This window comes from Paenibacillus arenosi (genome assembly GCF_014841135.1).
Taxonomy (GTDB): domain Bacteria; phylum Bacillota; class Bacilli; order Paenibacillales; family Paenibacillaceae; genus Paenibacillus_B; species Paenibacillus_B arenosi.
This window is the reverse complement of sequence record NZ_JACYTN010000002.1, coordinates 92,069-104,431: the sequence shown is the minus strand read 5'-3', so window position 1 is coordinate 104,431 and position 12,363 is coordinate 92,069. Positions and strand designations below refer to the sequence as shown.

At 43.3% G+C, this 12,363-nt stretch carries 11 protein-coding genes; 10 read left to right on the top strand and 1 reads right to left on the bottom strand.

Going from position 1 to position 12,363, the window contains the following annotated elements:
- The first annotated feature begins 1 nt into the window (after position 1).
- From nikB (IFO66_RS03540) to IFO66_RS03520, 5 genes are all read left to right on the top strand, one after another.
- Entirely contained in the window at positions 2-946 is a 945-nt protein-coding gene (gene nikB / locus IFO66_RS03540; RefSeq protein WP_192023819.1) for a nickel ABC transporter permease, read from the top strand.
- 68 nt (positions 947-1,014) lie between these two features.
- Positions 1,015-1,827: a nickel transporter permease gene (gene nikC, locus IFO66_RS03535; protein ID WP_475596250.1), complete on the top strand. Its 813-nt coding sequence runs from the start codon at positions 1,015-1,017 to the stop codon at positions 1,825-1,827.
- Positions 1,828-2,107: 280 nt separating this feature from the next.
- On the top strand, positions 2,108-2,893 hold the full coding sequence (locus IFO66_RS03530) for a nicotianamine synthase family protein (RefSeq protein WP_192023818.1): 786 nt from the start codon (positions 2,108-2,110) through the stop codon (positions 2,891-2,893).
- A 1-nt stretch (position 2,894) separates the two neighbouring features.
- Positions 2,895-4,250, top strand: coding sequence for an opine metallophore biosynthesis dehydrogenase (locus tag IFO66_RS03525; protein WP_192023817.1), 1,356 nt, complete (start codon positions 2,895-2,897; stop codon positions 4,248-4,250).
- Positions 4,247-5,143 (top strand): DMT family transporter, encoded by an 897-nt coding sequence (locus tag IFO66_RS03520; protein WP_192023816.1) that lies wholly within the window; start codon positions 4,247-4,249, stop codon positions 5,141-5,143. Before IFO66_RS03525 ends, IFO66_RS03520 begins: the two co-directional genes overlap by 4 nt.
- 158 nt (positions 5,144-5,301) lie before the next feature.
- Here IFO66_RS03520 and IFO66_RS03515 read toward each other — a convergent pair whose 3' ends face one another.
- Positions 5,302-6,225 (bottom strand): patatin-like phospholipase family protein, encoded by a 924-nt coding sequence (locus tag IFO66_RS03515; RefSeq protein WP_192024245.1) that lies wholly within the window; start codon positions 6,223-6,225, stop codon positions 5,302-5,304.
- Between the two features lie 420 nt (positions 6,226-6,645).
- Here IFO66_RS03515 and IFO66_RS03510 point away from each other — a divergent pair, with 420 nt between their 5' ends.
- The 5 genes from IFO66_RS03510 (at position 6,646) to IFO66_RS03490 (ending at position 12,363) form a co-directional block, all read left to right on the top strand.
- On the top strand, positions 6,646-7,896 hold the full coding sequence (locus IFO66_RS03510; RefSeq protein WP_192023815.1) for a lytic polysaccharide monooxygenase: 1,251 nt from the start codon (positions 6,646-6,648) through the stop codon (positions 7,894-7,896).
- Positions 7,897-8,179: 283 nt separating this feature from the next.
- Complete coding sequence (nikA, locus tag IFO66_RS03505; RefSeq protein WP_192023814.1) at positions 8,180-9,727, top strand: nickel ABC transporter substrate-binding protein; 1,548 nt, start codon at positions 8,180-8,182, stop codon at positions 9,725-9,727.
- A gap of 1 nt (position 9,728) precedes the next feature.
- Positions 9,729-10,673, top strand: coding sequence for a nickel ABC transporter permease (gene nikB / locus IFO66_RS03500; RefSeq protein WP_192023813.1), 945 nt, complete (start codon positions 9,729-9,731; stop codon positions 10,671-10,673).
- Positions 10,670-11,551 (top strand): nickel transporter permease, encoded by an 882-nt coding sequence (nikC, locus tag IFO66_RS03495; RefSeq protein ID WP_192023812.1) that lies wholly within the window; start codon positions 10,670-10,672, stop codon positions 11,549-11,551. The genes nikB (IFO66_RS03500) and nikC (IFO66_RS03495) overlap by 4 nt, the downstream gene beginning before the upstream one ends.
- Positions 11,552-11,577: 26 nt before the next feature.
- Positions 11,578-12,363: a nicotianamine synthase family protein gene (locus tag IFO66_RS03490; protein WP_192023811.1), complete on the top strand. Its 786-nt coding sequence runs from the start codon at positions 11,578-11,580 to the stop codon at positions 12,361-12,363.

The window sequence follows — 12,363 nt, the reverse complement described above, 5'->3', positions numbered from 1 at the left end:
CATGCTGACGATGATCAAAGAACGACTCATACAACTAGGGATCGTATTGTTTTTGCTCTCTTTAGTAACATTTACATTAATGAAGTTAGCCCCCGGTGACCCTGTGTTCATCATATTAAAAGCAGATGAAGTGGCTGCCACAACAGCAGATGAAGAAGCGCTAAGAAAGGAGCTTGGCCTTCATCAGCCGCTGTTCATTCAATACACAGATTGGCTAGCTAGGCTTGTACAGCTCGATTTTGGAACTTCTCTTATCAATGGCAAGCCTGTTTGGCAAAATATGATAGAACGCTTTCCGGTTACTTTGGAACTTGCAGCAGGTAGTTTGTTCGTTATGCTCGCTATTTCGATTCCACTTGGCATGTTGGCCGCGAAATATGAGGGAAAGTGGCTTGATCATGTAAGCAGCATCCTAGCCTTACTTGGTGCTTCGATACCTGCCTTTTGGCTCGGGCTTATGCTGATCTATGGCTTTTCTTATCGACTTGGTTGGCTACCAACGATGGGCACGGGCTCTGCTGCACATCTTATTCTGCCTAGTATCACGCTTGGTTTTGGCTTGGCTGCCATATATGCGCGCTTGTTAAGAGCTGGGATATTAGAGGTGTTGGCACAGGAATATATACGAACCGCCCGAGCGCGTGGTGTAGGGGAGTGGCGGATCATGTATAAACACGCACTTCGTGCGGCGTTAATTCCTGTGATGACAGTGTTCGGCTCAAGCGCTGGCAGTATCCTGGCAGGCTCGGTCATCATCGAGACATTATTTTCTTGGCCGGGCTTAGGTGATATGGTCATTGATGCGATATTTAATCGAGACTACCCCGTCATACAAGCGTATGTTATGATTTCTGGCTGTTTAATGGTTATGGTCAATTTAATGATCGATTTATGTTATACGTGGATAGATCCACGTGTCCGTTATAGGAAAGGGGAGATGATGTGAGTTCTACACGCAGCATGACGAATGTTGATGTTGCTGAAAAACGTAGAATTGCTTCTTACTGGAAGCCCATGTGGCAAGTTCCTCAATTGACGATTGGAACCGCTATACTTGTTACGTTCATCCTGATCGTACTGGTTGGCCCTTGTTTCGTTGCTAATGATCCACTGCACATCCAAATGTCAGAACGGCTGCAACCAGCTAGCTGGAATTATCCGTTGGGGACTGATCATCTAGGAAGATGCATATTCACTCGTTTGGCGGAGGGAGCAAAGCTGACATTAGGTGTAGCAGGTATCATCATTATAGTAACCATTATCATCGGGGTACCGTTAGGATTGCTGTGTGGTTACGCAGGAGGGCGGCTTGATTCGTTCATCATGAGAGTTGTCGATGGTATTGGAGCATTGCCTGAAATTATAGTAGCCATTGCGGTTTCAGGATTTTTAGGCCCGAGTTTAACCAATTTGCTTATTGCGATCATTGCAGTCAAATGGATTGAGTATGTAAGATTGGTGCGCAGTATTGTATTGATCGAGAGAGAGAAGGAGTATATTGAAGCTGCGCGTGCAGCAGGATTTGGTACATGGCATATGATCAGAAGGCAACTGCTGCCGCACATTATATCTCCAGTTGTTATTCTTGCCTCATTAGATATAGGGAAGATCATTCTTATCATCTCGTCGCTATCTTATTTAGGCTTAGGGGCTCAACCGCCAGCACCTGAATGGGGAGCTATGCTGAATGATGGAAGGCCATACTTTCAAACGATCCCAGAAATGATGATCTATCCAGGGTTATGTATAATGTTGGTTGTGATGTCTTGTAATTTGATTGGGGATGGTCTGCGGCAGCTCCTAAACATAAGGCACAAAAAAATATAAATCATAATAGTGCAACACGCTATTCGTTCATTAGGACTAGGGGGAGTTTATTGACCTGTTCCTAGTACCTAATAGGGCAGAGGACGCAGCGGCTCTGTGTCCTTCTGCCATTTCTCCTTCTATATCCAGCGTAATCATTTACTCCTCAAAATGTAGCAGCACTTCAAACATTTCAAACACTTCTGTTTCCAACCTTTTAGTTTAAACCTGCATCTATGTACAAAATAATGTACGTTTTCGTTTTCTGATAGATTTGCCATTAGAACGGAGGTTCATAGATATGAAAGACAAATATCATTATTTGCTTTCTTTAAAATTGCTTGAGTTTGAAATTAGAGAACTGACTGCTTTTTCTAAGCAGTATGGTGATTGTTTTGAATTGTTAAAGGATCGATTGGATCACTTGTGTCAATTCATGATTAATCATGATAATTTGGAACGGTGGAGCCAATGGGGCAATCATACAGAAATAGTGGAATATGCGGAGAAAGTGAGAGAGGCGTCCATACAGGCGCTGTGTGATATGGAAAAATATCAAGCGCAGCATACATGCGAACGCGCATCGGACATTAGTGATTATTTAGATATATTAGCGGGCGCTGTAAATGAGGAAATGAAAAATCATCACATAGACAGTAATTCCAAGGTGCTATTTGTCGGCTCAGGTGCTTTTCCGACTACTGCCTTAACGATTGCGAGAGAAACAAAAGCACAGGTTGTCTGCTTGGATATTGATCCTGAAGCGATCGAGTGGGCAGAGCAGGTAGCAGCAGCTTCAGGCTTGTCAGGCCACATCAGCTTCACGAGCAAGAAGATTCAAGAGCTTCCGTTCACGATAGAAGCAACGCATATTATTATCGCTTCACTTGTTAAGAACAAGCTGGAGGTACTGGAAGAGCTTCGTCATCATATGAATCCCTTCGCTAAAATTATTGTACGTTATGGCAATGGGCTCAAGTCCATATTTAATTACCCGCTTGAGGAAGATGTGGCTCATGATTGGGTGCATCATAAAATGGATGATAAACAAAACTTGTACGATACTTTAGTATTGGAGAAGCGATAATATGACTAAACAAGCGACCATTCATAATCAGGGTGCAGCAGAGGAACAAGAGATTCGTTCAAGCCCATTTGGCAATACGCTGCTTATCGGAGCTGGTCCAGCAGCTATCCATGTAGCCGTACAATTGTCTCACGGCTGGTCGGATAAGCTTGGTATGCTGAATCGAGAAGGTCCGCATGCTGTACGATTAAATGATGAGCTACATCAATCCAATCATATGATTACTTCGCGGTTGCAGGGCGAACGGCTGCAGCATTTAACGGGAAGTGTTCAACTGCATCATTTTTATACAGGTTACAATGGCATTGAGGTTGAAGGAAACTGGGAAACCATCTTTCTTTGTACACCATGCGATAGTTATCGTGAAGTCATTCGCAGCCTTAAGTTAGATCGAATGTCTACAGTAAGTACGATTATTTTACTCTCTCCAAACTTTGGCTCGAATCTGCTTGTACATAGCGAGCTTCCTACCGATAGAAACATCGATGTCATAAGTTTGTCGACTTATTTTGCCGCAACGAAGTTCGATTCCACTTCCATCACAACCGTGTACACCAAAGCGATGAAGAAAAAAGTGTACGTAGGCTCAAGTCATTCCAACAGTTTATCAATCATCCATTTACAGCGTTTTATATCAAGCTTAGGTGTTGCTTGTGAAGTGGTGAGTAATCCAATAGAAGCAGAAAGTCGCAGCATAACGATGTATGTTCATCCCCCGTTGTTTATCAATGAATTTTCATTAGATCAAATACTTCATCCTTTCCCGTCAAAGAAATTTATGTACAAGCTTTATCCAGAAGGACCGATTACACCGCAGGTGATTCACATTATGGCACAGTTGTGGCGCGAAATATCCAGATTTCTAAGCAGCTGCAGGTCAGAGCCAATTAACTTGCTGCAATTTATGAATGATGATAATTATCCAGTCCATGAAGAGAGCCTGTCCCGCTATGAAATTGAACATTTTGTAGAGCTGGAGACGACCCAGCAGGAGTATTTGCTGTATATTCGTTATGCCTCACTTCTCATCGATCCATTTTCATCGGCGGACGAAGAGGGGAAATATTTTGATTTCTCTGCGGTGCCCTACAAAACAGTCTATCAAGATGAAGCGGGACGCTGGATCATTCCACGAATCCCTTTTGAGGACTATAGGCGATTAAAAGTGATTTATGGTTTGGCGGAGCTGATGAACGTGGAAATGCCGCAGGCAGGGCAATTGATTCAACGGTTCGAGCGGCGCTTGGAGCAGTTTATTGTCGAAAAGGGAATGAGTGCCATCCATCCTGAGATGTGTAACGATACGACAAGCGAAGAAATAGAAACCATTTACACAGAATGGAGGCGATTAACATGAAGAATGGGGTCTATTTAGCCATATTAGCGTCGCTTATATTCAGCATTATGAATGCACTTGTGAAGGCGGTTAGTTTTACGATTCCACCAACAGAAGTGGCATTTTTTCGCAGCATAATCGGAACGATACTTATTTTTGCGTTAATGAAACGCAGCAGCGTTTCCTTTTCCACAACAGGTATTCCAATGCTCATAACACGTGGTGTTCTAGGGGCGTTGTACTTAATTACTTACTTTTATGCAATTTCGAAAATATCATTAACGGATGCTACGATACTCGCTCATATGTCGCCCATTTTTGTGTTTATTTTAGCGTTCTTTTTTCTCAAAGAAAAGTTATCACGACAAATGCTCTATATTATGCCGATCGCGTTCCTTGGAGCCATACTGTTAGTCAATCCATTCGAATTTTCTACTTATTCGATTTATGCACTTGTAGGCTTATTGAGCGCTATTCTTGGCGCAGGTGCAGCTACCTCTATCCGCTACTTAAGTCAACGTCATCACGCTTATGAAATTGTGTTTTATTTCTTAGCGACGGCTACACTTGTATCCCTTCCTCTTATGTGGGATAGCTTTGTAATGCCAAATCCTGAAGAATGGGTCTACCTGATTGCAATAGGCGTCGTATCTTTAATTGGGCAGGTGTTTTTGACGAAGGCTTTTACACACGAAAATGCCATTGTTGTAGAAGTCACCCGATATATTGGCATCGTATTCAACGCATTATGGGGATTCCTGTTCTGGTTCGAAATACCTGATGTGTATACGATTTTAGGAGGATGCTTAATCGTAGCGACCTGCATTATGATGTCTCGGAGCAAACAGAAGCTGGCGATTCAAGGATCAACGGCAAAGGGGGCACAGCGTAGTTCCATCGCTGCTCAAAAATAAATAAAAAGTAAGTATGAAATCCTACTGTTCGTCGTTGTAACAAACGGCCTTAGTCCTGAATTATCATTGGACGAAGGCCGTTTATTTTGCTTGCAATATCTCATTCGAGTTGTGCTGACTTTGGCAAAATGATGAATTATTAGTCTATGACAGGTTCTTTATACGGTATTTAAACGAAACTTTTTCTTATACGCTTCAAAGTCCCATCTCTTAAGAAACTGCTGTGCAGCAATTTTGCCTTCCTCGTACAAATATGCCCGATCTTCTTCACTTATATCGAAGTCCGTAGGTGTAATAGGACCTGTACGAATAAACATCGTGCGGCTTTCCCCATGCATGTCCACATGCCTCTGATCATGAGCTTGCAGCATCGTTTTGAACATCGCGCTAAACAATGAAAATGGTCCCTCTATCGGATGGTGTGGAGCAAATATTTTTTTCTCTGAAAGCCGAAAGCCAAAGGTTGGACAAACAGGTGTGTCTTCCACATCAAAGATCCAGATAGGGAAATTACTGAGCAGCGCCCCATCAACAATGTAATAAGGCTTTATATTAGTAGGGGTATGCCAGCGATACGGTCGAAAGAAAAAGGGAATAGTTGTGCTCATACGCACAGCTGTTGCTACGGGAAAATCAGAAGGTGAGATGCCGTACTTAGGAAGGTCATCAGGAAATACGACAATGTTGCCACTGCTAACATCAGAAGCGATGATTTTTAGCTTGTCTTGGGACAGATCGGCAAAGGTATGGACATTTTTCTGAAGTAACCAAGTTGTCATATACTGCTCCAACACCGTATTGCTGTAAATACCAGAATAGAGGAGCATTGGGATGGCCTGTCCTGCAAGGGGAATGTGGTGCAGCCAATTGCGACCAAGTAAGCTCGTATAATCTAATCCGTACATAAGCTCTTTTAACTCGTTAGAAGTATAGCCGCTTGCTAATAATGCAGCGAAGATTGACCCTGCTGATGTCCCGGCGATATGCCGCCACGTGTAGCCGGCTGCTTCTATTTGCTCAATAGCACCGATAAAGGAGATTCCTCGTACTCCGCCTCCCTCGAACACAGCATCTACTTGCATCACGACCCACCTCCAATAGGTTAGACAACATGATTATGGCTATAGATTAATTGGATATAAGTAGATTATTTTCCTGCTAATGATCAAAAAAGAGTGGTAACCTAGTCAATTATCTTTCATGCAAAAGGTTAGTGTAGTTAAGTAATTTGTCATACTTTGATCCTATATTTGTAAGTCCAAGTGATCGGATTGAGCAATAGTTTACAATTTCCTATGCAGAAATAAGTAGAACGAGATAGAAATTTGGTGAGTTAGAACTACGTTAAATTGACATAGGATGTAATATAATGACAAGCGTGAACAGTAAACGATGTAGACGAGGAGGTCAACTAGCACAGGTTCATATGAGAAGTGATAGGGGATACATAGCATACCAGCCTATCAGAAAAAAACCATACTTGTAGGAGGTAAGATTACGTTATGAAGCAACAAATTACGTTGAAAAGCTTGTTCTCAGGAGTATCGCCATTATTGGTCGTTCTCGGTACGTTTATTTTGTTAGGTGTAGGTTCTTTAGCTGTAGCTGACAAAGCATCGGCGCATGGTTACATTGAGTCACCTTCCAGCCGTGCTTTACTATGTAAACAAGGAACAAACACGAAGTGTGGTGCGATTCAATATGAACCACAAAGCGTGGAAGCGATCGGTAACTTCCCAGCTGCTGGTCCAAAAGACGGTGAAATCACGGGTGGAGGCATCTTCCCTGAATTGTATGAGCAAACAGCTGATCGTTGGCAGAAGCAAACGCTGAACAGCGGCAAGCAAACATTCACATGGCATTTGACAGCTCCGCATGCTACAAAAGAGTGGAAATATTACATCACGAAAAAAGATTGGAACCCAAACAAGCCGTTGACTCGTGCTGATTTGGAGCAGTTCTGTTACTACTATGATGGTGGCAAAAAACCTTCTAAAACGACATCTCATGAATGCGAAGTACCAAGCGACCGCAGTGGTTATCATTTAATTCTCGGTGTTTGGGAAATCGCAGATACTCCGAATGCTTTCTACCAAGTTATCGACGTTAATCTTGTAAACGATGGCACTGCACCAGTTGAGCCAATTACAGCTCCGAAAAATGTTGTTGCAAAAGCTGTTTCCGCAACTAGCGTTGAAATTAACTGGACTGCTTCTGCAAAAGCAGCAGCTTACGAAGTATACCGCAATGGAACATTAGTTAACACAGTTAACCAAACGACATTTACTGATAATGGTTTGACTGCTAGCACAGCTTACAGCTATACCGTACGTGCGGTGGATGCAGCAGGCAAAAAGTCTTCATTATCCAGCGCAGTATCCGCTACAACACTTCCAAGTGATAACGGCAACCCTGGAAACCCAAATCCAGGAACACCTGGTAACGGCACACTTCCTGCTTGGGATGCAACGAAAGTATATGTAGGCGGAGATAAAGTTCAATACAATGGCTTGGAGTATCAAGCTGCTTATTGGACACAAGGCAACACACCTGATAACTCTGATGCATGGAAATTGATTAGCAATGTAACACTTGAGTGGAACGCTAAGAAAGCTTATGTTGGTGGTGCAAAAGTAACATTTAACGGTGTTACTTACCAAGCGGCTTGGTGGACACAAGGGGAAGAGCCTGGTAAAGCTGGCGTCTGGAAAGTCGTTACATCGGGAACTGGTCACAGTCACCACGCTCATTAAGGAAGAACGTTAGAATCGATCGAAGAACCTTCAATGCCATAATTGGCGCTGAAGGTTCTTTTTTCGTTCATAATCGCGGGGAAATCGTAGTATTTTTAGTAATTTCGTTCAGCAGCTAGTTAACGCTAACAGCTTTTTTTAGTTGACATCAACAAATGAAATGGATATTATAGCCTTAATTAATCGTAATTATTACGAATAACAAATGGTTGCTACGAAAGGAGGCAGCCATTGTAGAGGGTAGGCAAGTATTCTATAAATGAACAGATATAAGGAGGATTCCATGAATAGTAGCAAGCATAAAGCAACAATATTGTTAGTCCTATGTTGGATGCTTTTCGTTTCGGGATGCAGTACGGGAGGGTCTACTGATAGTACGCAAAAGAAAACGAAGAAGGTAACGATGATTTATCATCTTTCGGTCAATACATTAGACCCACATAACAGTTGGGCACCACTGCGAGCAGGAGCAGTAGAGACGTTGGTAAAGCTCGACAGCGAGATGAAGCCGAGCCCATGGCTAGCCAAGGAATGGAAATCGATCGATCCACACACGTGGGTGTTTGTACTTCGAGACAAGGTGACCTTTCATGACGGGGTAAAGATGGATGCCGCAGCAGTTAAGTCATCACTTGAACGTTCGTTGAAGTCGAATCAATCCCTTTCAAGGGCATTAAAAATAGCTTCTATGGAGGCGAAGGGGCAGGAGCTCACCATTGTAACATCTGAGCCAAATCCGGCATTGCCTTCTGAATTCATCAATCCGTACACCTCGATTGTTAGTACAGCTGCGGAAGCTAAAGTCGGTACGATGTCATTCAACGATAAGCCTGTAGGGACGGGGGCATTCAAGGTAGCTTCATTCGCACCTAACCGTGAGGCGAACCTCGTTCGTTACGAGGGCTATTGGGATACACCTGCGATGTTGGATGAAGTATCATTTCAATTTAACGAGGATGCAAATGTGAGAATGATGGCCCTCCAGTCGAAGGAGGCAGACATCGCCTATCAGCTGCCTGCTGAATCGATAGAAGCATTGGAGCTTGATAACAATTTAACAGTGGAGTCGGTTACAGGCCTTCGTGTTCACTATCTAATCTATAATGCTAGACGACCGCATATGCAGGATATACGCGTAAGAAAGGCATTTGATCTGCTCGTTGATCGCAAAATGGTTGTAGAAGGAATTATGTTCGGACATGGACAGCCAGCTAACGGACCATTCCCTAAGACATTGCCATTTGGAAATGATGGCGAGATTCCTGCCTTTAACTCTGCCAAAGCTTTGGAACTTCTACAAGAAGCAGGGTATAAGCCTAACTCGAATGGCAAACTTGAAAAGAATGACGTGCCATTGAGCATCCAACTCATTACGTATAAGACTCGTCCAGAGCTTACGCTGATCGCTCAATTATTCCAGTCAGAGGCAGCGAAGATTGGGGTTCAAGTTGAGATTAAGATCGTAGAGAACATTGATGCGCATTTGCGAGAAAATGATCAGTGGGACATGGTCACCTATAGTAGTTTGTCCGCTCCGCGAGGAGATGGTGGATACTTCCTTAATGCTGCTTATCAGCAAGGCGGTGCCCTGAATCCAGGTAATATTGAAGTGAATCATTTAGCACCTGTACTTAAGCAGCTTAATGCAAGTGAGGATCAAGAGGCTCGAATGAAGCTGTCCAAAGAAGTAGTCTCTGTTGTTCAAGATGAAGTACCACATTCATACGTTGCATACCCAAACATCTTAGTTGGCATGAATAAACGTGTTCTTAATTGGGCGCCTGGAGCGGAGGAGTACTATATCATTACGAACAAAATGGATGTGAAATAGCATGCTAAACATCGTTAAAGAACGGCTGTTGCAACTGGGGATCGTTTTATTTTTTCTATCGCTATTTACATTCACGTTAATGAAATTAGCTCCTGGCGATCCTGTGTTTACTATTTTGCGTGCGGACGAAGTGGTTGCTACATCCGCAGATGAAGAAGCGCTTAGAAAAGAGCTAGGGCTTGATCAGCCTGTATACATTCAATATTTACGCTGGATGTACAGCATCATGCAATTCGACTTTGGGAACTCGCTTATTAATGGCAAGCCTGTCGTGCAAGACGTTTTAGAACGTTTACCAGCTACTTTGGAGCTTGCCGCAGGTAGTTTAATTGTCATGCTGGTCATCTCGATACCCCTAGGGATCGTAGCAGCGAAATATGAAGGGAAATGGATCGATCATGTTAGCAGCGTGCTTGCATTATTAGGTGCATCGATACCTGCCTTCTGGTTGGGACTTATGCTTATCTACGGTTTTTCTTATCAATTAGGCTGGCTGCCAACGATGGGGATGGGTTCTGCTGTACATCTCATTTTACCTAGTATTACGCTTGGGTTCGGTTTGGCTGCCATATATGCACGTATGCTGCGAGCGGGATTGTTAGAGGTGCTTGCACAGGACTACATACGTACTGCGCGTGCGCGAGGTATAGGGGAATGGCGGATTATGTGCAAACATGCACTGCGTGCCGCGTTGATTCCTGTCATGACGGTATTGGGTTCGAGTGTGGGAAGCATTTTGGCAGGTTCAGTCATTATTGAAACGCTGTTTTCTTGGCCGGGCCTAGGGGATATGGCTATCGAAGCTATCTTTAAGCGCGATTACCCTGTCATTCAGGCATACGTCATGATTTCTGGAACGATGATCGTGATGGTTAATCTGCTTATCGATATAAGTTATACATGGATCGATCCTCGAGTTCGCTATGTGAAGGGGAGGATGATATGAGTTCCCATTACAATACGATGTCTAGCGCTGCGCTTACGCATCAGCGAAGCAGTACTTCCTTTTGGAAAAAGCTGCTTCGTTATCCGCTTATGTTGGTTGGCTCTGTTATTTTTTTTACGCTAATCTTGTTTGTTATTGCAGGAAGCTATCTAGTACCTAATGACCCTTTGCTCATCCAAATGTCGGAACGTCTCGGGCCTGCCAGTTGGGAATATCCGCTTGGCACCGATCATCTAGGGAGATGTATTTTCTCACGATTGGCATCAGGGGCACATATGACATTGAGTTTAGCAGGCATCGTGATTACAGCAACTATTTTCATAGGTGTACCGATAGGACTTCTAACTGGCTACGTAGGAGGACGTCTAGATTCTTTCATCATGAGAGTTGTTGATGGTGTTGGTGCATTGCCTGAAATTATTGTGGCGATTGCGGTTTCAGGCTTTCTAGGTCCGAGCATTACGAATCTATTAATAGCTATCATTGCAGTCAAATGGATTGAGTATGTACGGCTTGTACGAAGCATTATCCTGTTGGAGCGTGAGAAGGAATATATGGAGGCAGCACGTGCAGCAGGCTTTGGTACATGGCATATGATTCGAAGGCAGCTGCTGCCGCATATTGTATCTCCAGTCATCGTTCTTGCTTCGTTGGATATCGGGAAGATCATTTTGATTGTCTCCTCGCTCTCTTATTTAGGATTAGGCGCACAACCGCCAACACCTGAGTGGGGGGCCATGCTGAATGATGGTAGACCCTATTTTCAGACAATGCCACAACTTATGATTTACCCAGGCTTGTGTATCATGATCGTCGTTATGTCATGCAATTTGATTGGAGATGGACTTCGTCAGCTTCTTGACGTTAGGAATAAATAGAACCTTTATGAATGGAGGAGCTGTCTATGAAAGACAAATATCATTATCTGCTCTCCTTAAAATTGCTTGAATTTGAAATTAAAGAATTGACTACGTATTCGAAGCAGCATTGTGATTGTTTTGAATTGCTGAAAGAACGATTGGATTATTTGTGCCAATTCATGATCAATGATGATAATTTGCAACGGTGGAGCCAATGGGGCGAGCATGCTGAAATAGCGGAGTATGCTGAAAAAGTGAGAGAAGCCTCCATTCAAGCGTTGTGCGATATGGAAAAATATCAAGCCAAACATACTTGTGAGCATCATTCGGATATTAGTGATTATTTAGATATACTGGCGCGAGCCGTAAATGAAGAAATGGAAAAGCATCATATTGATAGCAGCTCCAAGGTATTGTTTATCGGATCAGGTGCTTTTCCGACTTCTGCCTTAACGATCGCGAGAGAAACGAGAGCACAGGTCGTTTGTTTGGATATTGATCCTGAAGCTATTGAATGGGCCCAGCAAGTAGCTGCTGCCTCTGGTTTGGGTAATTGCATCAGCTTCACGAGTAAAACAGCTCAAGAGCTGTCTTACACGGGAGAAGCAACGCATATTATTATTGCTTCGCTAGTTAAAAACAAGCTGGAAGTGCTTGAGGAGCTCCGCCAGCATATGAATCCACAAGCTAAAATTATTGTCCGCTACGGAAATGGCCTCAAATCTATCTTTAATTATCCATTAGAAGCGGATGTAGCTGATAAATGGGTGCAACGTAAAATCGATGACGAGCAGCATTTGTACGATACACTAGTATTGGAGAGGCTTTAA

Excerpts from the sequence above, each read along its gene's own strand:
- IFO66_RS03530 (WP_192023818.1), top strand. The coding sequence starts at position 2,108 with ATGAAAGACAAATATCATTATTTGCTTTCTTTAAAATTGCTTGAGTTT.
- IFO66_RS03510 (WP_192023815.1), top strand. The coding sequence starts at position 6,646 with ATGAAGCAACAAATTACGTTGAAAAGCTTGTTCTCAGGAGTATCGCCA.
- nikB (WP_192023813.1), top strand. The coding sequence starts at position 9,729 with ATGCTAAACATCGTTAAAGAACGGCTGTTGCAACTGGGGATCGTTTTA.
- nikC (WP_475596250.1), top strand. The coding sequence starts at position 1,015 with ATGTGGCAAGTTCCTCAATTGACGATTGGAACCGCTATACTTGTTACG.
- IFO66_RS03525 (WP_192023817.1), top strand. The coding sequence starts at position 2,895 with ATGACTAAACAAGCGACCATTCATAATCAGGGTGCAGCAGAGGAACAA.
- nikC (WP_192023812.1), top strand. The coding sequence starts at position 10,670 with ATGAGTTCCCATTACAATACGATGTCTAGCGCTGCGCTTACGCATCAG.
- nikA (WP_192023814.1), top strand. The coding sequence starts at position 8,180 with ATGAATAGTAGCAAGCATAAAGCAACAATATTGTTAGTCCTATGTTGG.
- IFO66_RS03515 (WP_192024245.1), bottom strand. The coding sequence starts at position 6,225 with ATGCAAGTAGATGCTGTGTTCGAGGGAGGCGGAGTACGAGGAATCTCC.
- IFO66_RS03520 (WP_192023816.1), top strand. The coding sequence starts at position 4,247 with ATGAAGAATGGGGTCTATTTAGCCATATTAGCGTCGCTTATATTCAGC.
- IFO66_RS03490 (WP_192023811.1), top strand. The coding sequence starts at position 11,578 with ATGAAAGACAAATATCATTATCTGCTCTCCTTAAAATTGCTTGAATTT.
- nikB (WP_192023819.1), top strand. The coding sequence starts at position 2 with ATGCTGACGATGATCAAAGAACGACTCATACAACTAGGGATCGTATTG.